This window comes from Streptomyces sp. UG1, from assembly GCF_049974585.1.
GTDB lineage: Bacteria > Actinomycetota > Actinomycetes > Streptomycetales > Streptomycetaceae > Streptomyces.
In genome coordinates, this window is sequence record NZ_JBNGGG010000032.1 from 127,509 (window position 1) to 152,950 (window position 25,442).

Genomic DNA, 25,442 nt, shown 5'->3' on the forward strand with positions numbered 1-25,442 from the left:
ACTCAAATCGAGCCAATTGGTTCCGAGGCCTCTCTTTACATTCTGACGCGCACCGCAACCGGAGGGAAATCACCGGTCCACGGATTCCAGCAGGACAGTGCCGGTGGAATGCGCGCACACTTGTGGGGACGAAGGCCTCCTTCGGGGCGGTGCCCCACGCGGCCAGTCGATGAACGAGGCGCCGGATGATCCGCTCTCTCCTCTCCGACACGGTCCTGCCGATGCTGGGGCGCCTGGTGAAGCCGCACGCACGCCGCACCTGGCCGGTGGCCGGCGGGGTGCAGATCGAGGCCCGGCACCTGGGGCGCCCGGGAACGGAGCGGGCCGCACGGGACCTGGAGGTCCGGCTGGGCGAGGTCCCGGGAGTGGACCGCGCGGAGCTGAACGGAACACTCGGATGTGTGTTCGTCGCCTGCGACGCCTCCGCGATCGACCTGGAGCCCGTGGTCCGGCTCATCGCCGGGGCCGAGGCCGACGCCCGCGCCGCCACCGAGCAGGAGGCCCATGAGAGGGAAGCCGGGGATCAAGTCCCGCGCACTCCCGGCCACCCCGGCGGTCCCGAGGCACCCGTCGCCGCGGCACTGCACCTGGCGGGGAGTGCCGCGGCCTTCGGCGTCGCCGTGGCGGGACGGATCGCCCACGTCCCCGGTCTGCCGTCCGTCGCACCGGCCCAGGCGCTCGTCCAGCTCGCGGAGGCCACCCCGCGGCTGCGCGAAGCCACGGCCCGCGTGTTCGGCACCGCGGCTGCCGACACCGGCTGGGCGACGGCGAATCTGGTCTTCTCGGCACTGACGTTCCGCCCGCTCGGCCCGCTGGTCTCCGGTGGCCTGGCCGCCGCCCGGTACGCCGAGGCAAAAGCCCGGCACCAGGCCTGGCAGGAGTGGTCACCCAGGCTGGCCGGGAGCGAGGGGGCGTACCGGCACGATGCCGCGCCGGTCCGCAAGCGGCCGGCGCCGTTGCCGCCGGGACCGGCCGGGCGGTACGCGAACGCGGCCGTTCCCACGGCGTTCGCGGCTTACGGCCTCACGGGTGCCGTGACACGCAGCCACGACCGGGCACTGGGCGTGCTGATCGCGGGCATACCCAGAGGCCCCCTGGCCGGCCGGGAGGCCTTCGCCGCCGCCGTCGGTCAGGCCGCCTCCCTCCGGGGAGGCCTCGTGCTGCGCCCGGAGGCGCTGCGCCGGCTCGACCGCATCGACACCGTCGTCCTCGACGCCCGGGTACTGGCCACCGGGACCTGGACGGTCTGGGCGGTGGCGCCCGCGCAGCGGCCCGAGGCGACGGCCGCCGCAGGTGTGGACATCGACGAGATCCACGCGGTCGTCCACGAACTGACCGACAGCGGCGACCCGTCGCAGCCACGGACCCAAGGGGAATGGGAGCTGCGTCCGATCCCCGAGTGCCGGGACGACAGCCCCGGCACACACGTGGATCTACCCGGTGCGGCAGCCGCACTGGCCCAGGAGTGGGCCGGGCAGGGCGCACGGGTCCTGCTCGTCGTGCGGCGGGGGCAACTCGTCGCCGTCGTGAGCATGGTCCCTCAACTGCGCCCGCTCGCCGAGCACTTGGTGGCGGCGGCCCGCCGGTGCGGCCGGGTGGTGCTGGTCGGCGGCCCGCCCGGGCTGCACCGCCGCCTCGGGCTCGACGAGGCCGTTCCCACCGGCGGGACCCGTACGGTGGCGCTGGTCCGTTCCCTTCAGGAGGAAGGGCGCGGCGTGGCCGTCGTGGCGGACGGCGCCCGCCGTGCGCTGGCCCAGTCCGATCTGGGCATCGGGGTGACCCACACCGGACGCCGGGTGCGCTGGGACGCGGACGCCGTCGGCGCCCCCGATGTGGCGCATCTGCTGCTGACCGCCCTTCCGGAGGCCCGCGCGGTGAGCCGGCGGTGCGTTCGCATGGAGGCGTTCGGCGCCCTCATGGGCACGGCGTCCGCACTCGGCGTGCGTCGGCGCGGCGCCTGGGCACGCGCCCGCCTGGTGACCGACGCCGTGGCCCTCGCCGGGATCGGGGCGGGCGTGTGGGCCGGACGTGCCCTGCACCACCGTCCTGCCCCGGCCGCCGCCGACCGGACGCCCTGGCATGCCATGACGGTACGACAGGTCATGGCCCGGCTCGGCACGTCACCGCAGGGGCTCGACGACAGGGAGGCCGCCAGGCGGCGCCGGTTCGCCGGACACGACGGACCCCCCGTCGCCGACACCCTGATCGGCCGGGTCGCACAGGAACTGGCCAATCCGCTCACGCCGGTCCTCGGCATCGGCGGCGCCATCTCGGCGGCGCTCGGCTCGGTCCTGGACGCGGTCCTCATCGGCGGTGTGCTCGCCGTCGACGCGGTCGTCGGCGGAGCCCAGCGGGTGAGCGCGGATCGCGCCGCCGAGAGGCTTGTCGAGGCGACCTCGGACCGCGTCCGACTGCGCAGGGCGGCCGGTCCCGGCACCACGGAGGCACCCGCCGATCGTCTGGTGACCGGTGACGTGATCGAACTGCGGGCCGGTGACACGGTCCCGGCCGACTGCCGTGTGATCGAGGCGACGGGCCTGGAAGCCGACGAGTCGAGCCTGACCGGCGAGTCCCAGCTCGTGCTGAAGACCCCCGCCCCGCAAGCGGCGGCAGCGGTCGCGGACCGCCGTTCCATGCTCTACGCCGGTACGGCCGTGGCGGCCGGCAGCGCCCTCGCGGTGGTCGTCGCGACCGGGTCCGCCACCGAGGCCGGCGGTGCCGCCCGGGCCGCCCCGGCGGACACGGTCCCCGAGAGCGGGGTGGAACACCGGCTCAACGCGCTGGGACGCTGGTTCCTGCCGCTGTCCGTCGCCTCGGGCGTCGTGCTGTTCCTCGTCGAGGTCACCCGGCGGCGGCCGCTCGGCGCGGCCCTGGGTTCCGCGGTCAGCCTGTGCGTGGCCGCCGTACCCGAAGGCCTGCCCTTCGTCGCCACCGTGGCGGAACTGGCCGCCGCCCGCAGGCTGTCCACCCGCAGCACCCTCGTCCGCAGCGCCCCCACCATCGAAGCCCTCGGCCGCACCGATGTGCTGTGCTTCGACAAGACCGGCACCCTCACCGAGGGCAGGATCAGCCTCCAGCAGGTGTCCGACGGCGTCGAACGGCGCTCGCTCGACGCACTCACACCGCGGCTGCGCCGGGTCGTCGCCGCGGCCGCCCTGGCAGGTCCGCCCGGTCCGGCGGCGGCGCTCGCCCACCCCACGGACCGTGCGATCGCCCACGGGGCGCAGCAGGCCGACGCCACGACGCAGGCCGCGGGCGGCTGGCGGCGGCTGGCGGAGCTGCCGTTCGAACCCGGCCGCGGCTACCACGCGGTCCTCGGCGAGGCCGACGGACGGTGGCGGCTGGTCGTCAAGGGCGCGCCGGAGGTCGTCCTGGCCCGCTGCGAACGGGTCCGTCAGGGCGCGCGCACCGTGCCGTTCACCGCGGAACTGCGGGAGGCGATCGACCGCGACATCGAAGGGCACGCCCGGCGTGGCCTGCGGGTACTGGCGGTCGCCGACCGCCACCGGCCGGATGCCCACGCCCCGGCCCACCCGTCCCTCGACGAAACGGACGTCGAGGGACTGTGCCTGCTGGGGCTGATCGGACTGGCGGACCCGGTCCGGCCCACCGCCGCCGAGAGCGTCGCCCGGCTGGCCGCCGCCGGAGTGCGGATCGTCATGCTCACTGGGGACCATCCCAGCACCGCGGCCGCGATCGCCGGAGAGCTGCAGCCCGGCCAGGCACTGCGCATGATGACCGGGCCCGAGCTGGACGCCCTCGACGACGCCGAGATGGCGAAGACACTGCCGGAGATCCAGGTCTTCGCCCGGGTCACCCCCGCCCACAAGGTGCGCATCGTCAGCGCGCTGCGCGCGGCCGGCCGGGTCGTCGCCGTGACCGGTGACGGCGCCAACGACGCGCCCGCCATCCGGATCGCCGACGTCGGTATCGCCATCGGTTCCCGGGCGACCCCGGCGGCCCGTACCGCCGCCGACGTGGTGGTCACCGACGACCGCCTGGAGACGATCGTCGACGCCATCGTGGAGGGCCGCGCCATGTGGGGCTCGGTCCGCAAGGCGCTGGGCATCCTGCTCGGCGGCAACCTCGGGGAGATCGCCTTCGTGCTGGCGACCACCCTGCTCACCGGGCGCAGCGCCCTCAACGCCCGCCAGTTGCTGCTGGTCAATCTCCTCACGGACATGCTGCCGGCCATGGCCATCGCGGCCCGTCCCCCGGCCGGCAGAGCGGAGCGGCTGCTCGCGGAAGGCCCCGAGGCGTCCCTGGGAACGGCCCTGACGCGGCACATCCGCCTGCGCGCCGCCCTCACCGCCCTCGCGGCGGGCAGCGCGTGGATCGCCGCCCGGGCGACCGGTACCCGCGCGCACGCCGACACCGTCGCCCTGGTGGCGCTCGTCGCCTCCCAGTTGCTGCAGACGCTTGTCGACGCGGGCCGCGACCCGGTCGTCCTGCTCGCCGCCGTCGGGTCCCTCGCGGCCCTCGGCGTGGTCGTCGCCGTTCCGCCCCTGAGCCGGTTCTTCGGCAGCCGGCCACTGGGCCCGGCGGGGTGGACGATCGCCCTGGCAGCGGCGACGGCGCCGGTGGCACTGGTCACGGCCTGGCAGCGCCTCACCGCTCGACAGCACCGGTCACCGGCCCCGTGAGGACGCCGAATGTTCAGCTCGGCTTCACCCACGCTCTGTTCCCGCGCAGCCCGCTCACCGGACAAAGGAGCCGTACGTCCGAAATGCTCGAGAAAGGCGGCTCCCCATGCCGCACATCCTCACCTCCGCCCTCGCCAACGTGGCGATCGCCCTGCTCGAAGCGCTGATCATGCGTGTACTCATCCAGCTCTGGAACTCCTTCGCCCGCAGCGGCCGCCCTGTGGCATCCATGGCGTAACCCAATGATCGCCGCGTTGGACCGACAGGGTGGTCGCCGCGCCGCTCGGCACGTATGCCCTGGTGGCGGCGGTGATCGCTGCTAGCTTCGCGCTCTGTCGGAGGGGTCACGGGCGCGGCGCGTCGAGCCGGCGCGGGGCCCCGTCTCCATGAACTGAGGCGAGGTTGACGGGTATGAGCGAAGAGCCGGACGAGCCGACGGTTGCCCCCTTCAAGCGCAGGAGTTTCCTGGCCTCGGCCGCGGTGGCGGCCGGAACGCCGGTCGCGGTCGCCGGTACGGCGCAGGCCGCCGCACCGGCGGCGGGCGCACCGGCCGCCGCGGCCGGCCTCGGGTCCGTGGCGCGGCTGATGGCCGTTCCCGCGGACGGCCGGGGCGTCGAGTGGCTCAGGTCCGCCCTTCAGGTCGCCGTGGGGCTCGAACTCGCCACCATCCCGCCGTACTTGTGCGGCTGGTGGTCCGTCAAAGACCACCGCGGCGAGGTCGCGCGGATGCTGCGGCGCATCGTCGGCGACGAGATGTACCACCTGGGCATCGTCTGCAACCTGCTCACGGCCGTGGGCGGCAGGCCGCGGATCAAGGCCGCCGCGCCGGTGTTTCCGGGCCCGCTGCCGGGCGGGGTGCGGGCCGGGGTGACCGTCTACCTCTCCGGCCTGACCAGGCCCTTCGTACGCGATGTGATGATGGCGATCGAGGCCCCCGAGGAATCGCTCGCCCGCAACGCGGCCTCCCCCACCGTCGGGGAGTTCTACGAGGGCATGCTCCGGGCGTTCCGCACCGTGCGCCCTGAGCTGTCGACGCGGGCCCAGGTGACCCAGCACATCGACTCCGACGAACTGCGGCCGGTGCGCGGCCTCGACGACGTCGAGCACGCCATCGAGATCATCAGGGAGCAGGGCGAGGGCACCGACAGCTCCCCGCTCGACACCTTCTCGGACGACCGTCCGGCGCACTACTACGCCTTCGGCGAGATCTACCACGGCCGGGAGCTGCGCCGGACCGCCGACGGCTGGCGGTACGTCGGTGGGCCCGTGCCCTTCCCCGACGTACGGCCCATGGCCCCCGTCCCGGCCGGCGGCTGGCGCAACCCGCCGGCCCATGTCGCAGGGCTCCTGTTCCGCTTCGACGCCATGTACAGCACGGTGCTGGACTCCCTCGACGCGGCCTGGGCGGGCGGCGGCCACCGCGCGCTGGGGGCGGGCATCCACACCATGCGCGGCCTGGAGCACCCCGCCGTGGAGCTGATGGAGACCACCATCCCCAACACCCGCAGCACCTACGGCCCCCAGTTCCACGCCCTGCGCAGGCCCGGCACGCGGGACGGTGTCTAGCCCGCCTGCGCCGCCCAGTCGATCCCGCCGCGGAGATGGGCCCGGAAGTCCGGGTCCTCGTAGGCCTCCGCGGCGTGGCCGAGTGCCGTGTAGAAGACGCGGCCCGCGCCCTGTTCGCGGCACCACACCAGCGGGTGGTCCGCGCCCATGCCGCCTCCGTCGTACGACGACTCGTCGGCACAGGCCAGCACCCGTACCTCGGCACGCGGGTTGGTGCGGAAGTCGTACCACTCGTCGACGAAGTCCCATACGGCGGGCAGGTGCCGGGTGACCGGGTGCTCGTGGTCCTCGACGATCGCCTTGCCCGGCTGGTGGTCGGGGTGCCGGTCGAACCGGGCGCCCAGCAGTTCGCCGTAGTACGGCCAGTCGTACTCGGTGCAGGCCGCCGCGTGCACCCCGGCGAAGCCACCGCCCGCCTCGACGTACGCGGCCAGCCGCTCGCGCCCGGCGGGGGTGAGGACCTCGCCGCTGGTGGAGAGGAAGACGACGGCCGCGTATCCGTCGAGGGGCCCTTCGAATGCTCGGGGGTCCTCGGTGTGGTCCACCTCGAAGCCGCCGACGGTGCGCAGCGCTTCGACGCCGGCCGGGATGGAGTCGTGCCGGTAGGCGGTGGTGCGGGTGTGGACGAGGAGTCGTACAGGCATGCGAATGAGCCTAGGTCAGCCCGTGTGTACGGCACACTCGTCCCGGTGATCCGAAAGTTTCGGCCCGCCGACCCGGCGAACAGCGGCGTCCAACAACGAGCGCGGTTGGGTCCGTTCACCCCTGCGCGTGACCGCGCCCTCGCGACAATCCGTGCATGACCCATGACTGGCAGCAACAGATCCATGCGCTCCACGAGGAGTTGGTCCGCCGTGACGACCCCGCCGCCTGGGTGCGGGAGGCCGACGCGGTGGACGCCTCGCTCAGGTATCCCGGGTTCGCCCTGCGCGGGCCGGTGTTCGGGGTCGCCGTGCGGGATCCCGCGGTGGGGCCCGAGTGGCGGGTGCTGAAGCCGGTCGTGAACGGGATGCCGCAGATGTGCCGGGACTCGCTCAACACCCACCTGTGGTTCCGCGCGAAGGACGACACCGACGATCCCGGCGTACGCGCCGAACTCCTCGCCGCCGTGGACCGGTTGAGCCGTGAGCCGGTGAACGAGGTGGAGGCGTGCGGGGTGCGGTACCGGATCGTGCGCGGCGAGGAGTTCGCGCGCTGCGACGACCACGGCCTGGAGCCGCCCCGGCCCACCGACCCGGAGCCGGCCGAACGGACCTGGAACGTCCGCGCCGACCACACCCCCTCCCCCGACCTGGACCTCGTCCTCGACGCCGACCGCGCGGCGGGCGGCCCGATGGCGGGCGCCCTGCGGGCCTGGCTGCGCGGCTTCGCGTACCGGGGCGCGCGGTTCCCCTCCGCCGTGCGCGGCGATTCGGAGCGGGCGGTGCGCTCCCATCCGGACGTCGTGCTGCTGCCCACCTGCTTCGGCGTGGTCGAACGCGAGCGCACCGGCTGGGAGCCGTCCCTCGCCGTTCAGGCCACCCCGCACGACGCCCGGCGGGTGCTGTACGACGCGCTGGCCGAGATGTGGCCCATGCTGTACCGGTTCGACGAGGCGAAGACGGCCGTGTACGCGAAGGCGGCCGAGGAGTTCCGGGCGCTGGAGCGCGCCGACGAGGCCCGGGTGGCGGGCCGGGTGTTCCGGGTCTGCCGGGTCGAGCGCATGCTGCGCATGGGCCCCGACGGCCCGGAGACCCCGCGTCCCTCGGACGTGGACGAGTACGGCCCCATGAAGATCCATCCGACGCTGCTCCCCGACGGCACCGTCGTCTTCGACGCGTGACCGGCCACCCGTCCCGGCGCGCAGGTGTTCCAAAACTCGGGCCGCCCTGCGTAGCCTCGGCTGCGATGAACGCCATCCCCGCGCATCTCGATCATCTCGTCCTGGCGACCCCCGACCTGGCCGCCACGGTCGCCGACTTCGCCCGGCGCACCGGAGTGACCCCCGCCCTCGGCGGCGTGCACATCGGGCTCGGCACCCGTAACCACCTGGTGTCGCTGGGCGGCACCAGCTACCTGGAGATCATCGGCCCGGACCCCGAGCAGTCCGCGCCCGGCCGGCCCCGCCCCTTCGACGTCGACGGGGTCACCGCCGCGCGCACGGTCACCTGGGCGATCCGCCCGCCCGACATGGACGCGGCCATCGCGGCCGCCCGCGCCCGGGGCTACGACCCCGGCCCGGCGCAGTCGATGAGCCGCCGCAGACCCGACGGCACCCTGCTCCGGTGGCGCCTCACCGACGGCGACGACGCCCACCCCTCCGGCCTCGTCCCGTTCCTCATCGACTGGAGCGACACGGTCCACCCCACCGCCTCCGGCCTGCCCGCCACCCCTCTGCTGTCCCTGTCCGCGAGCGCCCCCGACCCGGAGGAGATCCGCCCCCTGCTGGCGGCCCTCGACACGGACCTGGACCTCACGACGGGCCCCGTGGGCATCTCCTTCACGGTGGCCACCCCGCTGGGCCCGGTGACCTTCGACTGACGGCCCCGGGTGTCCGATTCCTTCAAGACCCGCCTGCGCCCGGCTGCCTACGTTGGCCGCATGACTCCACGATTCGATGCCATCGGCCTCGTCGTCTCCGACATGGCCGCCTCCGTCGCCTTCTACCGCCGCCTGGGCGTCGCCTTCCCCGACGGCTGCGAGAACGGTCCGCACGCCGAGGGCGAACTGCCGGGCGGGCTGCGCCTGTTGTTCGACACGGAGGCGGGCGTGCGGTCCTTCGTCCCGGACTTCGAGCCGCCCACGGGTGGCGGCAGGGCCTCGCTGGCGTTCCGGTGCGCGGATCCGGGTGAGGTGGACACGGTGTACGAGGAGCTGGTGGCCGCCGGCCATCAGGGCGGGCTCAAGCCGTGGGACGCCGACTGGGGCCAGCGGTACGCGACCGTGCACGACCCGGACGGCAACGGCGTCGACCTGTTCGCACCCCTAGGGCCGGCCGAGTAGCTCACCGAGCGGCAGCCCCGCCAGCTCCTTGACGTCCCGCGCCAGATGGGCCTGGTCGGCGAACCCGGCCCGCACGGCCGTGTCCGCGAGGCCGGCACCGCCCCGCGCCAGCGCCAGCGCCCGTTGCAGCCGCAGGATCCGGGCCAGCGTCTTGGGTCCGTAGCCGAAGGCGGTCAGGGAACGCCGGTGCAACTGCCGGGCGCCGAGGCCGAGTTCGTCGGCTGTGGCGGCGACGGAGCGCCCGGCGTCGAGGGCGGCGACGACCTGCCGCAGCGCCGGGTCGGGCGCCACCGCTTCGGCGGCCCGCTCCAGCGCCACGTCCTCCAGGGCGGTGACAGGATCACCGGCGGCCTCAATGCGACGGGACAGCCGCCGCACCTCCGACGCCGGCCACAGCTCGGCGAGCTCGACCCGCAGATCCCGTATCTCGTGCGCCGGGACACCCAGAAAGGCGGGAGCGGTACCGGGATAGAAGCGAACGCCGATCCACGTACTCGGCTCACCCCCGGTGACGTACGCCCGGGTATCGGGCCCGGCGACGAGCAGCCGCCCGTCGTGCCAGAGCAGATCCATGCATCCGTCGGGCAGAACACGCCCCGTGCCGGGATCACCAGGGCTGTTCGTCCACACGACGGCACCGGGCAGCCTTGACGCCCACTCCGCGTACATATCAGCGAGGCTACGCCGCAACGCCATAGGGGCGCGGGGCTGTGTCGATATGCGGCTCCGCCGCGTGGGCGCGAGCAACCACAACGAACCCGCAGCCCGCACTCAACCCGCACCCTTACGGCGAACCCCGCCCCACCCCCCGATACTCCCGCGGACTCACCCCATAAACCCTCTTGAACGCACCGGACAGAGCAAACGCACCCCCATACCCCACCCTCCGCGCGATCGCCTCCAGCGTGTCGTCGGTGTCCCGCAGCGCATCCGCCGCCAGTGCCATCCGCCAGCCCGTGAGGTACGTCATCGGCGGCTCCCCCACCAGTTCGGTGAACCGCCGGGCCAGCGCGGCCCGCGACACCCCGGCCTTCGCCGCCAGCGAGGCCACCGTCCAGGGATGGGCCGGATCGTCCTGGACGAGCCGCAGCACCCGGCCGACCACGGGGTCGGCGAGCGCCGCGTACCATGCCGGTGCCGCCGCCTCCGGGCGGGAGAACCAGGCCCGGAGCGCGGCGATGACCAGCAGGTCGAGCAGTCGGTCCAGAACGACTTCCTGGCCGGGTTCGTCGCGGACGATCTCGTCCATCAGATACGGGGTGAGCGGGCAGTTCCACACGTCGGACGGAAGCGTCAGCAGCGGCGGCAGCGCCTTCAGCAGCCGGCCGCTGATCTCGCCCTCCCACAGATAGGTGCCGATCAGCATCACGGTCGAGCCGTCGAGCCGGTCGCCCCAGGTGCGCACGCCCAGGTCCATCGAGCCGTTCAGGGCCCGTCCGTCGGGGTAGCGGCACTCGGCGCCCGGCAGGATCAGCGCCTGGGGCGCGGTGCCGGGGTCGTCGGCGCAGGTGTAGGGGTCGGGGCCGCGGGCGATGGCGAGGTCGCCGGGGCGCAGCCGGATGCGGCTGCCCCGGTCGGGGATCACCCAGGCGTCGCCGCGGACCATGACCATGACGGTCAGCGGGGCGCGGTCCTCGATGCGGATGGACCAGGGCGGCTCGAAACACGCGCGGATCATGAAGGCGCCACGTGCGCGGGGACCCTCCAGAAGGCCTGCGAGAGCGTCCATGGCGCCAGCGTAGACGCCCGCGCATGGGAATGAGCCGTTCAGCGATGGGCCGTTGGGGCGCGCGACCGTTGACTTGAGGCATGACCGAGAACGCGGCCGAGAAGGCGAACACACAGCGGATGACGGTGGTGGTGACCGGTGCCTCGGGTCGTACCGGGAGCCGGCTGGCGCAGGCGGCGCGCGACGCGGGGCTCACGGTGCGGGCGGCGTCCCGGGCGCGCGGATTCGACTGGGAGGACCCGACGACCTGGGCGCGGGTGCTGCGCGGCGCGGACGCGGCGTATCTGATGTACCCGTCCGACGTGGGCTCCCCGGCGGCGGCCGAGGGCGTCGGCGCGCTCGCGCGGGAGGCGGTCGGGCTCGGGGTGCGGCGGCTGGTGCTGCTGTCGGCCCGGGGTGAGGACCAGGCGTTGCCGACCGAGGAGGCGCTGAAGTCGTCCGGCGCCAATTGGACGATCGTACGGGCCACGTGGTTCTCGCAGAACTTCAGCGAGGGGCCGCTGGTGGCGGGGCTGGTCCACGGGGAGCTGGTCTTCCCGGCGGGCGAGGTGCGAGAGCCGTTCGTCGATGTGCGGGACATCGCGGACGTGGTGACGGCGGTGCTGACGTCCGGGGACCGTTATGTGGGGCGGACGCTGGAGCTGACCGGGCCGCGGCTGCTGTCCTGGCGGGAGGCGGTCGCGGAGATCTCGGCGGCCATCGGTGGCGCGATCACGTACACCCCGGTTCCGGCGCGCTCGTACGGCGAGACCCTGGCGGGGTTCGGCGTCCCGCCGGAGGAGGTCGAGCTGCTGGTGGAGGTCTTCGAGACCCTCATGGACGGCCGCAACGCCCATGTCACGCACGACGTCCAGGAGGTCCTGGGACGCACGCCGCGCGACTTCGCCGACTTCGTGCGGGAGGCCGCGGCGGCGGGGGCGTGGAAAGCCTGAGCCCCTCAGGCCCCGCCCTGGTCCTCCGGCTTGTGCGGGGGGTGGTGCGTGCTCTTCACATGGGTGCGCAGCCTCGACGTCACGTCCTCCGGCGGCAGGAAGCGGGTCCACCGCTCGGGGAACTCCGACGGCATGTCCGGGTCCTCGGGGTCCTGCTCGTGGGCCGCGGCCGTGCGGGCCACGTACTCGGCGACCTGGGCCTCGCGCATCCGCTCGTTCGCGGCGCGGGCCGCGGCCGTCGCGGCGGCCGGCCAGACCCGGTCGATCGCGGCGTTGACCGCGGCCCCGACGAGCACGGCGAACGCGGACACGCCGATCCACAGCAGCACGGCGACCGCGGCGGCGAGGGAGCCGTAGATCGTCGCGCCCTCGACCGTGTTCTGGAGGTAGATGCGCAGCAGGAAGCTGCCCAGCACCCACATGCCGAGGGCCACAAGCGCGCCGGGCACGTCCTCGATCCAGGGTGAGCGCACCGGCACGGACACGTGGTACAGCGTGGTCAGGAACGCGATGGACAGGACGATCACGACCGGCCAGTACAGGACCTGCACCAGGGTCTCCGACCACGGCACGATCCGCACCACCGCGTCCGGCCCGGCCACCATCAGCGGCAGCGCCACCGAGCCGATCAGCAGCGCGGCGATGAACAGGGCGAACGCCACCAGCCGGGTCTTGACGATGCCGCGGACGCCGTCGAGGCCGTACATCACGGTGATCGTGTCTATGAAGACGTTCACCGCCCGCGACCCCGACCACACGGCGAACAGGAAACCGACGGAGATGACGTCGGGACGGCCGCCCTTCATCACGTCGTCCAGGATCGGCTGGGCGATCTGGCGCACTCCCTTGTCGGACAGGACGGTGCGCGAGGCTTCCAGGAGGTTGGTCTCCAGGCTGGAGATCGTGTCGGTTCCGGTCCAGTCGTCCACGTAGCCGAGAAGGCCGATCATGCTGAGCAGCAGCGGTGGCACGGACAGCAGCGTGAAGAACGCGGCCTCGGCCGCGAGGCCCAGGATGCGGTACTCGATGCACGAGTTCACCGTGTCCTTGAGCAACAGCCAGGCTGTCCGGCGCTTGGAGACGTTCCTGTAGAGGACACGCGCCCGGTGGAGACGACCGGAGGACGGCTGGGGGGACGATTCACTTGCTGGCTGCACGACCTAAAGGTATCCGCCGTGCGCGGCGGCACTCACCCGCCGTGTCAGGGTGGAGGTCACGGCCCTCCTCAGGGATAGGTTCACAGCCATGGCAGGCAGCACCCACACCGTGACCAACCAGCCCCCGCCCCTGGTCGGCTACGACGTCTACACCGCCGACCTGGCCCTGACCGCGGCCGTCGAGCGGCATCTCGCCCCTGAGGCCCTGGACGAGGCCCGCGAGGAGCTGTCCGCCTTCGGGCGGACCTGTGGATCGGCGCAGGCGCAGGAGTGGGGGGCACTGGCGAACGAGAACCCGCCGCGGCTGCGGACGCACGACCGCTACGGCCATCGCATCGACGAGGTCGACTTCCATCCGTCCTGGCACCGGCTGCTCGGCAAGGGCATCGCGGCGGGCCTGACCGCGGCCTGGGTACGGCCGGGCGGACATGTGCGGCGGGCGGCGGCCTTCCTGATGTGGACACAGGTCGAGGCCGGCAACGGCTGCCCGCTGTCCATGACCCACGCCGCGGTCCCGGCGCTGCGCACGGACCCGGGCCTCGCCGCCGAGTGGGAGCCGCGGCTGACGTCCATGATCTACGACCAGGGCCTGCGGCCGGCCGGGCAGAAGGCCGGGGCGCTGTTCGGGATGGGCATGACGGAGAAGCAGGGCGGCAGCGACGTACGGGCCAACACGACGGCCGCCACCCCGCTCGCCGAGGCCGGGACGTATCTGCTGACCGGGCACAAGTGGTTCTGCTCGGCTCCGATGTCGGACGGTTTCCTGGTGCTCGCGCAGGCACCGGACGGGCTCACGTGCTTCCTGGTGCCGCGGGTGCTGGAGGACGGCGGCCGCAACCCGTTCCTGATCCAGCGGCTGAAGGACAAGCTGGGCAACCGGTCGAACGCCTCCGCCGAGGTCGAGTTCGACGGCACGTGGGCGCGCCGGGTCGGTCAGGAGGGGCGCGGGGTGCGCACCATCATCGACATGGTGGCGGCGACCCGGCTCGACTGTGTGCTCGGCTCGGCGGGGCTGATGCGGCAGGCGGTGGCGCAGGCGGTCCACCACTGCGACCACCGCGCGGTGTCCGGCGACCGGCTCGTCGACCTGCCGCTGATGCGCAACGTGCTGGCCGACCTGGCCGTCGAGTCGGAGGCGGCGACCACGCTCGCGCTGCGGCTCGCGGCGGCCTACGACGACGACGGCGAGCAGGAGCGGGCGCTGCTGCGGATCGCGGTGCCGGCCGCCAAGTACTGGGTGACCAAGCGGTGTACGCCGGTGACCGTGGAGGCGTCCGAGTGCCTGGGCGGCAACGGCTACGTCGAGGAGTCCGGGATGCCGCGCCTGGTGCGCGAGTCGCCGCTGAACTCGATCTGGGAGGGCGCGGGCAACGTCCAGGCGCTGGACGTGCTGCGGGCGTTGCGGCGCGAGCCCGCGGCGCTGGACGCGTATCTGCGGGAGGTCGGCCTGGCCCGCGGCGCCGATCACCGGCTGGACGCGGCGATCAAGGGCCTGCTGACCGAACTGGCCGATCTGGAGGGCATCGAGGCCCGCGCCCGGCGCCTGACCGAGCGCCTCGCGCTGGTGTTGCAGGGCTCGCTGCTCGTCCGGTTCGCGCCATCGGAGGTCGCCGACGCGTTCTGCGCCGCCCGGCTGGGCGGCGACGGGGGCGCGGCCTTCGGGACACTGCCGTCGACCCTGAACCTGGCGTCGGTGGTGGACCGGTCCAGGCCGCAGGCCTGAACCGGCCTGCGCGAACGTGGCACGGGGGTGGTGCTGCGCCGACACGGCACCACCCCCGCACATGGCCCGTTCGAGGCCGCGAACGCCGCTCGGGACGGCGTCGCTCAAGTTTCAATCAGGCCAGGGCGATCCACCAGGGTTGCAAGGGGTTGCAACGCACACACTATTGAGACACGCACAATGAGACACAGTCAGCACGCACGGTCAGGACGAGACCTCTTCTGCCGGGAGGACCCTTGGCGCTCTCGCCGACGGACGTGACGCAGCTCGCCGCCGTGGACTCGGCGCGGGCCGCGCGAGTACTCAGCGAGGTCCGCACTGCCAGGCTCTCCGGACAGCGCGCGCCCGTCGCGCCGCGCCCGGTGATCGAGCAGTCCTGGGAGCGCCTGCTGCGCAGCGGGGTCGACCCGGACCACGACGTCCGCTCCGTGCCGCTGTCCCGCGAGGAGGTGCAGCGGCGCCGGGAGTCGACCACGCTGCGCCAGGTGATGCCGGTGCTGCGCGAGGGGCTGCTGTCGGTCGCCGACGTGGCCCACCACATCATGGTCGTCGCCGACGACGAGGGCCGGGTGCTGTGGCGGGAGGGCAACTCCTCGGTGCTGCGCAGGGCCGACGGCCTCGGCCTGGCGCTCGGCGCCGACTGGCGGGAAAGCGTCGTGGGCACCAACGGCCTGGGCACCCCGGCGGTGGTGCGCCGTCCCGTGCAGGTCTTCGCCTCCGAGCACTTCCAGCGCTCGCAGACCTCCTGGACCTGCACCGGCGCCCCCATCACCGACCCCCGGGACGGCCGGCTGCTCGGTGTGGTCGACGTCAGCGGGCCGCTGGAGACCATGCACCCGGCCACGCTCGCCTGGGTCGACTCGGTGGCCAAGCTCGCCGAGGCCCGGCTGCGGGAGGTGCATCTGGCCTCCCTGGAGCGGCTGCGCGCGGTGGCGTCGCCGGTGCTGGCGCGGCTGACCGGGCGGGCCCTGGTGGTGGACCGGCACGGCTGGACGGCCGCGGTGACCGGGATGCCGTACACGAACCGGATCGCGCTGCCCGAGGAGCTGTCGCCGGGCCGGCGGTGGCTGCCGTCGCTGGGGCTGTGCGCGGTGGAGCCGCTGGCGGGCGGCTGGCTGCTGCGGGCCGGCGACGAGCCGGTGCCGCCCGGGGCGACGCGGATCGTGCTGGATCTGACGCGGCCGCGCCGCTGGTCGGTGACGGTGTCCGGCGACGCGGGCGCCTGGAGTCATGAACTCAGTCCCCGGCACGCCGAGTTGCTCTATCTGCTGGCCCTGCACCGCACCGGTCGCAGCGCGGCGGGGCTGGCCGAGGACATGTTCGGCGACGCGGGCCGTACGGTGACGGTGCGCGCCGAGATGTCCCGGGTACGGCGCTATTTCGGGGCGTTCCTGGAGCACCGGCCGTACCGCTTCCGCGAGGACGCGGAGGTCGAGTTGCTGTTGCCGGACGACCCGCGCGAGCTGCTGCCGCATTCGACGGCGCCCGCGGTGGTGCGGGGGCGGATCTCGGCCGACTCGCCCTGAGCCGGCTCCGTATTTCCGCATATTTGCAGGGTCTTAGTCCGCAAGCGTGCCCGACTGCCGTAGCATCCCTGTACGGGCCACCCCACCTGCTCCTTTGGTCAACGCACGGACCAATAGCCGCAGTTGGCTCGCCTCGGGAGGTTTGATGAAGCACCGCGGCAGACACCGTCGACGCAAGCAGGGCCGTGCCGTTCGCGCGTTTCTCGCCGGCACCGCCCTCGCACTCACCGCCGCCGCCACGATGATCAGCGCCTCACAGGCCACGGTCGGCGACGACCCCGGGGCGCTCGAACCGCTCACCAGGGCCGCCGAGACCGACGCGCTCCGGCTGAAGGAGCGGCTGGTCCCGCAGGCCACCCTCGACGAACTCGCCGCCGGCATGGGCAAGCCGGTCGGTGTCGGCGCCGTCCTGGAGAGCGCCGACCGGAGCCTGCGCGGGGCGAACGGCTGTACGGCGACCGAGCGCACGGCGCTGCCGGTCGCGCCGGCCGCCACGCGCGCGTACTGCTGGGACGCCGCCGACACCGCGTCCTGGCGGGCGGGGGCCGTCACCAGCTCGGGTGACGCCGACGACGACGGCTGGTGGAACGACAATCGGGTGATCCTCTCCGGCTGGAGCCAGGGCTCCGCCGCCAGGGGCCTGGCGCGGCTCGCCTTCGTCGACGCGAACGATCCGGCCCACCTCAGGTACGCGTCGGCGCTGCTCGTCATCCCGGTGGACGGCGGGCGGAACTACCGCGCCCTGTCCTCCCGTCTGTCGGGCATGGTCTGGTACCAGGACAAGCTGCTGGTCACCGCCGCCGACGGGCTGTACGTGTACGACATGAACCGCGTCCAGCGCACCACGGTCGACAGCGCCGCGGTGGGCCGCGTCGGGAAGGGCTGGTCGGCCCACGGCTACCGCTTCGTGCTGCCGGCCGTCGGCTCGTACCGTCTGACCGGCGGCAGTGCCGCTCCCCGCGTCGGGGGCATCTCCCTGGACCGCAGCACGGCGCCCGACAGCCTGGTCGCCAGCGAGTGGACGGCCGCCGACAGCGACCGTCCGGCCCGCCTGTGGCGCTACGGCTTCGACAGGGACCCGGCCCGCCCCGGCCTGCTGGCCACCGGCGCCACCGGGGTCGCGCCCGTGGTCGAGGCGTACGAGACGGAGGCCTCCGGCATCGCGGGTGTCCTGTCGCACCGGTCCCACTGGTACGTGGGCCGCGCCCCGGGCAGCACCGACCGGCACGGCAGCCTGTGGCGCCAGGACACCGACGGCGCCGAGGCGACCCGCTGCGGCGAGCAGGAGGCCCCCAGGTGCTGGGGCACCCGGGTCGGCCCGCTGTCGTACTGGGAGGCGACCGGCGAGGTCTGGTCACAGTCGGACCGGATGCTGTTCGCCCTGCCGTTGGGTTCGATCGATTCGGCGCTTGGCTGAGCGGTTGGACACGATCGACAGATCGGCCATCCGGATGATTCCCTGACCGACATGCCCAACATCGCCGTAACCACCTGGTCCCTGGAACAGACCTCCCCCACCGACCTCCTGCCGGCCGAGGCCCCGCGAGGAGAGGTGAGGATCGTCCGCTCCGAGGTGCCCTCGCCCGAGTTCAGCCGCTACCTGTACACCTCGGTGGGCGGGGACGTCCGTTGGACCGACCTGCTCGGCTGGACGTACGCGCAGTGGCAGGAGCATCTGGAGCGGCCGGGCGTGGAGACCTGGGTGGCCTACGACCGGGGCACCCCCGCGGGATATGTGGAGCTGGAGCCGCAGGACGACGGGGTCGTGGAGATCCTCCACTTCGGGCTGCTCCCGGCCTTCCGGGGGCGGCGGATCGGCGGGCACCTGCTGTCGTACGGCACCGCCCGCGCCTGGGATCTCGCGGACCGCTGGCCGGGGCTGACCGACACCAAGCGGGTATGGCTGCACACATGCAGCAAGGACGGCGAGCACGCGATGGCCAACTACCAGCGCCGTGGCTTCAAGCTCTTCGACACCAAGGTCGAGGAGGAGGCCGAGACGGCCACGTCCGGGCCGTGGCCGGGGGCGTACCCAGCCTGACCTGGGCAGAAACAGGACTGTCCGGGCCATGTGACCGACGACACCCTTGTCTCGCTCTTCGGGACAGGGGTGTCCGCATGATGGACAAAGCTGGACTCTGTCCAGATCGCCGTGACACGCTTCCGTCATGTCTGGAACTGGAATTGCCTTGGTGAGTCGGCGGCACGTCGACCTCGGCCGCATGTCCAGCGCCATCTGTCCGGCGCGCTGACCGTCCCGCAGCGCCCGACATCTCCCTCTTTTCCGCTTCATTCCGCGCAACGACGCGCACCTATGCCCATGCGCCCGTATGCGCAGGTAAGAGCCGCTTTCCGCCTGTCCCGAAGGACGTATCAACCATGGCCGCCACCCCGCAGAAGCCCGCCGCCGCGACTCCCCGCCGCAAGGTGAGCCGTCACCGCGGTGAGGGTCAGTGGGCCGCGGGGCACTTCACCCCGCTCAACGGCAACGAACAGTTCAAGAAGGACGATGACGGTCTCAATGTGCGGACACGCATTGAGACGATCTACTCCAAGCGCGGCTTCGACTCCATCGACCCCAACGATCTTCGCGGCCGGATGCGCTGGTGGGGGCTCTACACCCAGCGCAAGCCCGGGATCGACGGCGGCAAGACCGCCATCCTGGAGCCGGAGGAGCTGGACGACTCCTACTTCATGCTGCGGGTGCGCATCGACGGCGGTCGGCTGACCACGCGGCAGCTGAGGGTGATCGGCGAGATCTCGCAGGAGTTCGCGCGCGGCACCGCCGACATCACCGACCGGCAGAACGTCCAGTACCACTGGATCCGGATCGAGGACGTGCCGGAGATCTGGGAGCGGCTGGAGGCCGTCGGCCTGTCCACCACCGAGGCCTGCGGTGACACGCCCCGCGTCGTCCTCGGCTCGCCCGTCGCCGGGATCGCCGCGGACGAGATCATCGACGGCACTCCGGCCATCGAGGAGATCCAGCGCCGGATCGTCGGCAACAAGGCGTTCTCCAACCTGCCCCGCAAGTTCAAGTCCGCGATCTCCGGCTCGCCGCTCCTGGACGTGGCGCACGAGATCAACGACGTCGCGTTCGTCGGCGTGAACCACCCCGAGCACGGCCCCGGTTTCGACCTGTGGGTCGGCGGCGGCCTGTCCACGAACCCCAAGATCGGCGTCCGGCTCGGCGCCTGGGTGCCGCTGGACGAGGTCCCGGACGTCTACGAAGGCGTCATCTCGATCTTCCGTGACTACGGCTACCGCCGTCTGCGCACCCGCGCCCGCCTGAAGTTCCTCGTCGCCGACTGGGGCGCGGAAAAGTTTCGGCAGGTCCTCGAGGACGAGTACCTCAAGCGCAAGCTGATCGACGGCCCGGCGCCCGCCCAGCCCGTGGAGCGCTGGCGCGACCACGTGGGTGTGCACCGGCAGCAGGACGGCCGTTTCTACGTCGGGTTCGCCCCGCGCGTCGGCCGCGTGGACGGCACCACCCTGACGAAGATCGCCGAGCTGGCGGAGGCGCACGGCTCGGGCCGCGTCCGTACCACCGTCGAGCAGAAGATGATCATCCTCGACGTCGAGGAGGCGCAGGTCGAGTCCCTGGCCGAGGCCTTGGAGGCCCTGGACCTGACCACCAAGCCCTCCCCCTTCCGGCGCGGCACCATGGCCTGCACCGGCATCGAGTACTGCAAGCTCGCCATCGTCGAGACCAAGGCGCGCGGCTCCCAGCTCATCGACGAGCTGGAGCGCCGTATCCCCGACTTCGACGAGCCGATCACCATCAACATCAACGGCTGCCCGAACGCCTGCGCCCGTATCCAGGTCGCGGACATCGGTCTCAAGGGCCAGCTCGTCCTCAACGACCAGGGCGAGCAGGTCGAGGGCTTCCAGGTGCACCTGGGCGGCGCGCTCGGCCTGGAGGCCGGATTCGGGCGCAAGGTGCGTGGTCTGAAGGTCACCTCCGAGGAGCTGCCCGACTACGTCGAGCGCGTCCTGAAGCGGTTCCAGGCCGAGCGCGAGGACGGCGAGCGGTTCGCCACCTGGGCGGCGCGCGCCTCCGAGGAGGCCCTCTCATGAGCGAGCGGGCCGCCCCCTTCTACTGCCCCTACTGCGGCGACGAGGACCTCCGGCCCAGCGAGCAGGGTCATGGCGCATGGGAATGCGCGGCGTGCAACCGCGCATTCCAGTTGAAGTTCCTCGGGCTGCTCGCCCGGGGCCTTCAGCCCAACGACGCAGGGGGGAACGGGATATGACCGCGATTCAGGAAGAGCGCCCGACCGACGATCTCAAAGCGCTCGCCGAGCAGGCGGGCCGTGACCTGGAGGACGCCTCCGCGCTGGAGATCCTCCAGTGGGCGGCCGACACCTTCGGCAAGCGCTTCTGCGTGACCTCGTCGATGGAGGACGCGGTGGTCGCCCACCTCGCCTCCCGCGCGATGCCCGGCGTGGACGTCGTGTTCCTCGACACCGGCTACCACTTCGAGGAGACCATCGGCACCCGCGACGCGGTCGAGGCGGTGATGGACGTCAACGTCATCACGCTGACCCCGCTGCAGACGGTCGCCGAGCAGGACGCCCAGTACGGCCCCAGGCTGCACGACCGCGACCCCGACCTGTGCTGCAGGCTGCGCAAGGTCGAGCCGCTGGAGCGCGGGCTCAAGAGCTATGTGGCCTGGGCGACCGGCCTGCGCCGCGACGAGTCCCCGACCCGGGCGAACACCCCGGTCGTCGGCTGGGACGAGAAGCGGCAGAAGGTGAAGATCTCCCCGATCGCCCGCTGGACCCAGGACGACGTGGACACCTACGTCGCCGAGCACGGTGTCCTGACCAACCCGCTCCTGATGGACGGCTACGCCTCCGTCGGCTGCGCCCCCTGCACCCGCCGCGTCCTCGCAGGCGAGGACGCGCGCGCCGGCCGCTGGGCCGGACGCGCCAAGACCGAGTGCGGGCTGCACGGCTGACCATGAACGATTCCTCAGCGACCTTGGAGAACCACGTGACGAGCGGAGCCACCGTCTGGCTCACGGGTCTGCCGAGCGCCGGCAAGACCACCATCGCCTACGAGCTGGCCGACCGGCTCCGCGACGAGGGCCACCGCGTCGAGGTGCTCGACGGCGACGAGATCCGCGAGTTCATCTCGGCGGGCCTCGGCTTCAGCCGCGAGGACCGGCACACCAACGTGCAGCGCATCGGCTTCCTGGCCGAACTGCTCGCCCGCAACGGCGTCAAGGCGCTCGTCCCGGTGATCGCGCCCTACGCCGACAGCCGGGACGCGGTGCGCAAGCGTCACCAGGAGAGCGGGGCGCCGTACCTGGAGATCCATGTGGCCACGCCGGTCGAGGTGTGCTCCGTCCGCGATGTGAAGGGTCTGTACGCCAAGCAGGCCTCGGGCGAGCTGACCGGACTGACCGGGGTCGACGACCCGTACGAGGCCCCCGAGTCGCCCGATCTTCGCATCGAGTCCCAGAACCAGACCGTGCAGGAGTCCGCGGCGTCCGTGTACGCCCTGCTCACCGAAAGGGGACTGGCATGACGACCGTCGCCGCGCCGGAGGAGGGCACGGACTCCCCGTACGCCCTCTCGCACCTGGACGCGCTGGAGTCCGAGGCGGTGCACATCTTCCGCGAGGTCGCGGGCGAGTTCGAGCGGCCGGTGATCCTGTTCTCCGGCGGCAAGGACTCCATCGTCATGCTGCACCTCGCGCTGAAGGCGTTCGCCCCCGCCGCGATCCCCTTCTCGCTGCTGCACGTGGACACCGGGCACAACTTCCCCGAGGTCATCGAGTACCGGGACCGCACGGTCGACAAGCACGGCCTGCGGCTGCATGTCGCGTCCGTGCAGGACTACATCGACCGCGGGGTGCTCAAGGAGCGCCCGGACGGCACCCGCAACCCGCTGCAGACGCTGCCGCTGACGGAGAAGATCCAGAGCGAGAAGTTCGACGCGGTCTTCGGCGGCGGGCGCCGGGACGAGGAGAAGGCGCGGGCCAAGGAGCGCGTGTTCTCGCTGCGCGACGAGTTCTCCCAGTGGGACCCGCGCCGCCAGCGGCCCGAGCTGTGGAACCTCTACAACGGCCGGCACGCACCCGGCGAGCACGTGCGCGTGTTCCCGCTGTCCAACTGGACCGAGCTGGACGTGTGGCAGTACATCGACCGCGAGGGCATCGAGCTGCCGCAGATCTACTTCGCGCACGAGCGCGAGGTGTTCCAGCGCAGCGGCATGTGGCTGACCGCCGGTGACTGGGGCGGCCCGAAGGACGGCGAGAGTGTCGAGAAGCGGCTCGTGCGCTACCGGACCGTCGGCGACATGTCCTGCACCGGCGCCGTCGACTCGGACGCCGTGACGCTGGCGCAGGTCATCACCGAGATCGCCGCGTCCCGGCTGACCGAGCGCGGCGCCACCCGCGCCGACGACAAGCTCTCCGAGGCCGCGATGGAAGACCGCAAGCGCGAGGGGTACTTCTAAGCATGAGCACGATCACGACCGAGGAGCTCTCGGCCACCACCCTGCTGCGGTTCGCCACCGCCGGCTCCGTCGACGACGGCAAGTCCACCCTGGTGGGCCGGCTGCTGCACGACTCCAAGTCGGTCCTCACCGACCAACTGGAGGCCGTGGAGCGCGCCTCCTTGAGCCGCGGCCAGGAGGCCCCGGACCTCGCGCTGCTCACGGACGGTCTGCGGGCCGAGCGCGAGCAGGGCATCACGATCGACGTGGCCTACCGCTACTTCGCCACGCCCCGGCGCCGGTTCATCCTGGCCGACACCCCGGGCCATGTGCAGTACACCCGCAACATGGTCACCGGCGCCTCGACGGCCGAGCTGACGGTCATCCTGGTCGACGCCCGCAACGGCGTCGTGGAGCAGACCCGCCGGCACGCCGCGATCGCCGCGCTGCTGCGGGTGCCGCACGTCGTCCTCGCGGTCAACAAGATGGACCTCGTCGACTACGCCGAGCCCGTCTTCGCGTCAATCGCCGAGGAGTTCACGGCGTACGCGACCGAGCTGGGCGTCCCCGAGGTCACCGCCATCCCGATCTCCGCGCTCGCCGGTGACAACGTGGTGGACCCGTCCGCGAACATGGACTGGTACGGCGGCCCGACCGTCCTGGAGCACCTGGAGACGGTCCCGGTCACCCACGACCTGAGCCACTGCCACGCCCGGCTGCCCGTGCAGTACGTGATCCGGCCGCAGACCGCCGAGCACCCGGACTACCGCGGTTACGCCGGCCAGATCGCCGCCGGCTCGTTCCGCGTCGGCGAGTCGGTGACGGTGCTGCCGTCGGGCCGTACCTCGAAGATCTCCGGCATCGACCTGCTGGGCGAACCGGTCGAGATCGCGTGGACCACCCAGTCGGTGACCCTCCTGCTCGAGGACGACATCGACATCTCGCGCGGCGACCTGATCGTGCCGGCCAAGGACGCGCCCGCGACCACGCAGGACATCGAGGCCACGGTCTGCCATGTCGCCGACGCCCCGCTGACCGTGGGCCACCGGGTGCTGCTCAAGCACGGCACCCGCACGGTCAAGGCGATCGTCAAGGACATCCCGTCCCGGCTCACGCTCGACGACCTGTCCCTGCACCCGCACCCGGGACAGCTCGTCGCCAACGACATCGGCCGGGTGAAGGTGCGCACCGCCGAGCCGCTGCCGGTCGACTCCTACGCCGACTCGCGCCGCACCGGATCGTTCATCCTGATCGACCCCAGCGACGGCACCACGCTCACCGCGGGCATGGTCGGCGAGTCGTTCGCCTCGCCGGAGCCGGTCAAGGACGAGGCCGAGGACGACGGGTGGGACTTCTGACATGAGGCCCCACGACGTCTACTCCACGTTCGCGAAGGAGGGCGGCCGCGTCGGCAGCGGCGCCCTCGGCAGCGGACAGGGCGGAGTGCCGCGATGTGTGCGCTGAACCGCCCTTCGTCCATCTGCCGTCCTCCCGGCCGCGCCTGAAGCAGGGCGTGAGCGCCGGGCCACCGAGAGGAACCCTCCCGTGCCTGCCACTCCCGCCCCGCGACAAACGCTCGCCGTCCTGGCCGCGCTGCCGCTGCTGGCCCTCACCGCCTGCGGCTACGGCTCCCAGGCGGTGGAGAACAAGGAGCAGGCCATCGCGGGGGCGGCCAAGGTCGACGGCCTGGACTCGGTGAGCATCGGCTACTTCGGGAACGTCACCCACGCCACCGCGCTGGTCGGCCGGCACGAGAAGCTGTTCCAGAAGGAGCTGGGGGGCACGCTGGCGAAGTACGTCACGTTCAACGCCGGTCCCTCGGCGATCGAGGCGCTCAACTCCGGGTCCGTCGACATCGCCTGGATCGGTCCCTCGCCCGCGATCAACGGCTACGTCAAGTCGGCCGGGAAGAATCTGCGGATCATCTCCGGTTCGGCGTCGGGTGGCGTGAAGCTGGTCGTGAACCCGAAGAAGATCAAGTCCCTGAAGGACGTCAAGGGCAAGAGGATCGCCACGCCGCAGCTCGGCAACACCCAGGACGTGGCGTTCCTCAACTGGGCCGCCGAGCAGGGCTGGAAGGTCGACGCGGAGAGCGGCAAGGGGGACGTCTCCGTCGTCCGTACGGACAACAAGATCGCCCCGGACGCCTACAAGTCCGGTTCGATCGACGGCGCCTGGGTGCCCGAGCCGACGGCGTCGAAGCTGGTCGCCGAGGGTGCGAAGGTGCTGCTCGACGAGGCCGACCTGTGGCCGGACAAGAAGTTCGTGATCACGAACGTCGTCGTGTCGCAGAGCTTCCTCAAGGAGCATCCGCAGGCCGTGGAGGCCGTGCTGCGCGCCTCGGTGAAGACCAACCGGTGGATCGAGGCCAACCCGGACAAGGCGAAGGCCGCGGCGAACGCGCAGTTGAAAGCCGACACCGGCAAGCCGCTGCCCGCCGACGTCATCGACCCCGCCTGGAAGTCCTTCCAGGTCACGGACGACCCGCTGGCGGCCACGCTGAACACCGAGGCGGAGCACGCGGTCAAGGCGGGACTGCTGGAACAGCCCGATCTCAACGGCATCTACGACCTGGCCCCGCTGAACAAGGTCCTCAAGGCCGAGGGCGAACCCGCGGTCGACGACGCCGGTCTCGGCGTCAAGTAGCCCCATTCGCAGACTTCTCAGGAGGTGACGACCATGGCAACCGCCCTCGCCAAGGCCGCCGACACGGACGTGTCCGCCCGGCACGCCGCCCGCAT

The 25,442-nt window shown here is 72.4% G+C and carries 23 protein-coding genes; 19 read left to right on the plus strand and 4 right to left on the minus strand.

The genetic code is table 11. The features are described 5' to 3' along the window. The first annotated feature begins 185 nt into the window (after positions 1-185). The 3 genes from ACP4J3_RS32225 (at position 186) to ACP4J3_RS32235 (ending at position 6,209) form a co-directional block, all read left to right on the plus strand. Positions 186-4,643 carry an HAD-IC family P-type ATPase gene (locus tag ACP4J3_RS32225; RefSeq protein ID WP_426539669.1) on the plus strand — a complete coding sequence of 1,486 codons (4,458 nt, stop codon included), beginning with the start codon at positions 186-188 and terminating at the stop codon, positions 4,641-4,643. A gap of 106 nt (positions 4,644-4,749) precedes the next feature. Next, the gene (locus ACP4J3_RS32230) at positions 4,750-4,881 is read left to right on the plus strand and encodes a hypothetical protein (RefSeq protein ID WP_426539670.1); all 132 of its coding nucleotides are present in this window, start codon (positions 4,750-4,752) and stop codon (positions 4,879-4,881) included. Positions 4,882-5,054: 173 nt separating this feature from the next. After that, positions 5,055-6,209, plus strand: coding sequence for a ferritin-like domain-containing protein (locus tag ACP4J3_RS32235; RefSeq protein WP_426539671.1), 1,155 nt, complete (start codon positions 5,055-5,057; stop codon positions 6,207-6,209). Here the strand turns inward: ACP4J3_RS32235 and ACP4J3_RS32240 are convergent. Continuing rightward, complete coding sequence (locus tag ACP4J3_RS32240) at positions 6,206-6,853, minus strand: ThuA domain-containing protein (protein ID WP_426539672.1); 648 nt, start codon at positions 6,851-6,853, stop codon at positions 6,206-6,208. The two genes, ACP4J3_RS32235 and ACP4J3_RS32240, sit on opposite strands and share 4 nt — an antisense overlap. A gap of 155 nt (positions 6,854-7,008) precedes the next feature. Here ACP4J3_RS32240 and ACP4J3_RS32245 point away from each other — a divergent pair, with 155 nt between their 5' ends. The 3 genes from ACP4J3_RS32245 (at position 7,009) to ACP4J3_RS32255 (ending at position 9,191) form a co-directional block, all read left to right on the plus strand. Then, positions 7,009-8,031, plus strand: coding sequence for a DUF5954 family protein (locus ACP4J3_RS32245; protein WP_426539673.1), 1,023 nt, complete (start codon positions 7,009-7,011; stop codon positions 8,029-8,031). A gap of 65 nt (positions 8,032-8,096) precedes the next feature. Continuing rightward, positions 8,097-8,729, plus strand: coding sequence for a VOC family protein (locus ACP4J3_RS32250; protein WP_426539674.1), 633 nt, complete (start codon positions 8,097-8,099; stop codon positions 8,727-8,729). A gap of 60 nt (positions 8,730-8,789) precedes the next feature. After that, the gene (locus ACP4J3_RS32255; protein WP_426539675.1) at positions 8,790-9,191 is read left to right on the plus strand and encodes a VOC family protein; all 402 of its coding nucleotides are present in this window, start codon (positions 8,790-8,792) and stop codon (positions 9,189-9,191) included. Here the strand turns inward: ACP4J3_RS32255 and ACP4J3_RS32260 are convergent. Both ACP4J3_RS32260 and ACP4J3_RS32265 read right to left on the minus strand, forming a co-directional pair. Continuing rightward, positions 9,174-9,860 (minus strand): DUF6597 domain-containing transcriptional factor, encoded by a 687-nt coding sequence (locus tag ACP4J3_RS32260; RefSeq protein WP_426539677.1) that lies wholly within the window; start codon positions 9,858-9,860, stop codon positions 9,174-9,176. The genes ACP4J3_RS32255 and ACP4J3_RS32260 overlap by 18 nt on opposite strands. 115 nt (positions 9,861-9,975) lie before the next feature. Beyond that, positions 9,976-10,920, minus strand: coding sequence for an AraC family transcriptional regulator (locus tag ACP4J3_RS32265; RefSeq protein WP_426539678.1), 945 nt, complete (start codon positions 10,918-10,920; stop codon positions 9,976-9,978). A gap of 80 nt (positions 10,921-11,000) precedes the next feature. On the opposite strand from ACP4J3_RS32265, the gene ACP4J3_RS32270 reads away from it, so the two are divergent. After that, positions 11,001-11,852 (plus strand): NAD(P)H-binding protein, encoded by an 852-nt coding sequence (locus ACP4J3_RS32270; protein ID WP_426539679.1) that lies wholly within the window; start codon positions 11,001-11,003, stop codon positions 11,850-11,852. Positions 11,853-11,857: 5 nt separating this feature from the next. On the opposite strand, the gene ACP4J3_RS32275 is transcribed toward ACP4J3_RS32270, so the two are convergent. Then, positions 11,858-13,009: a YihY/virulence factor BrkB family protein gene (locus ACP4J3_RS32275; protein WP_426539680.1), complete on the minus strand. Its 1,152-nt coding sequence runs from the start codon at positions 13,007-13,009 to the stop codon at positions 11,858-11,860. A gap of 88 nt (positions 13,010-13,097) precedes the next feature. On the opposite strand from ACP4J3_RS32275, the gene ACP4J3_RS32280 reads away from it, so the two are divergent. The 12 genes from ACP4J3_RS32280 (at position 13,098) to ACP4J3_RS32335 (ending at position 25,347) form a co-directional block, all read left to right on the plus strand. Next, positions 13,098-14,732 carry an acyl-CoA dehydrogenase family protein gene (locus ACP4J3_RS32280; RefSeq protein WP_426539682.1) on the plus strand — a complete coding sequence of 545 codons (1,635 nt, stop codon included), beginning with the start codon at positions 13,098-13,100 and terminating at the stop codon, positions 14,730-14,732. Between the two features lie 236 nt (positions 14,733-14,968). Further along, positions 14,969-16,258, plus strand: a complete 1,290-nt coding sequence (locus ACP4J3_RS32285; protein ID WP_426539683.1) for a GAF domain-containing protein — start codon at positions 14,969-14,971, stop codon at positions 16,256-16,258. 145 nt (positions 16,259-16,403) lie between these two features. Next, on the plus strand, positions 16,404-17,675 hold the full coding sequence (locus ACP4J3_RS32290) for a hypothetical protein (protein ID WP_426539684.1): 1,272 nt from the start codon (positions 16,404-16,406) through the stop codon (positions 17,673-17,675). A 51-nt stretch (positions 17,676-17,726) separates the two neighbouring features. Then, positions 17,727-18,299 carry a GNAT family N-acetyltransferase gene (locus ACP4J3_RS32295; RefSeq protein WP_426539686.1) on the plus strand — a complete coding sequence of 191 codons (573 nt, stop codon included), beginning with the start codon at positions 17,727-17,729 and terminating at the stop codon, positions 18,297-18,299. 127 nt (positions 18,300-18,426) lie between these two features. After that, entirely contained in the window at positions 18,427-18,510 is an 84-nt protein-coding gene (locus ACP4J3_RS32300; RefSeq protein WP_310591794.1) for a putative leader peptide, read from the plus strand. A gap of 127 nt (positions 18,511-18,637) precedes the next feature. Further along, complete coding sequence (locus ACP4J3_RS32305; RefSeq protein ID WP_426539687.1) at positions 18,638-20,335, plus strand: nitrite/sulfite reductase; 1,698 nt, start codon at positions 18,638-18,640, stop codon at positions 20,333-20,335. Then, entirely contained in the window at positions 20,332-20,511 is a 180-nt protein-coding gene (locus ACP4J3_RS32310) for a hypothetical protein (RefSeq protein ID WP_426539688.1), read from the plus strand. The genes ACP4J3_RS32305 and ACP4J3_RS32310 overlap by 4 nt, the downstream gene beginning before the upstream one ends. Continuing rightward, on the plus strand, positions 20,508-21,218 hold the full coding sequence (locus ACP4J3_RS32315; protein WP_426539689.1) for a phosphoadenylyl-sulfate reductase: 711 nt from the start codon (positions 20,508-20,510) through the stop codon (positions 21,216-21,218). The genes ACP4J3_RS32310 and ACP4J3_RS32315 overlap by 4 nt, the downstream gene beginning before the upstream one ends. A 35-nt stretch (positions 21,219-21,253) precedes the next feature. Next, a complete protein-coding gene (cysC, locus tag ACP4J3_RS32320) occupies positions 21,254-21,790 on the plus strand; it encodes an adenylyl-sulfate kinase (protein ID WP_426539690.1) in 537 nt (178 codons plus the stop codon). Next, positions 21,787-22,722, plus strand: coding sequence for a sulfate adenylyltransferase subunit CysD (gene cysD, locus ACP4J3_RS32325; RefSeq protein ID WP_426539691.1), 936 nt, complete (start codon positions 21,787-21,789; stop codon positions 22,720-22,722). The genes cysC and cysD overlap by 4 nt, the downstream gene beginning before the upstream one ends. A gap of 2 nt (positions 22,723-22,724) precedes the next feature. Beyond that, complete coding sequence (locus ACP4J3_RS32330) at positions 22,725-24,059, plus strand: sulfate adenylyltransferase subunit 1 (RefSeq protein ID WP_426539693.1); 1,335 nt, start codon at positions 22,725-22,727, stop codon at positions 24,057-24,059. 187 nt (positions 24,060-24,246) lie between these two features. Beyond that, positions 24,247-25,347 carry an aliphatic sulfonate ABC transporter substrate-binding protein gene (locus tag ACP4J3_RS32335; RefSeq protein WP_426539695.1) on the plus strand — a complete coding sequence of 367 codons (1,101 nt, stop codon included), beginning with the start codon at positions 24,247-24,249 and terminating at the stop codon, positions 25,345-25,347. Positions 25,348-25,442 lie beyond the last annotated feature (95 nt).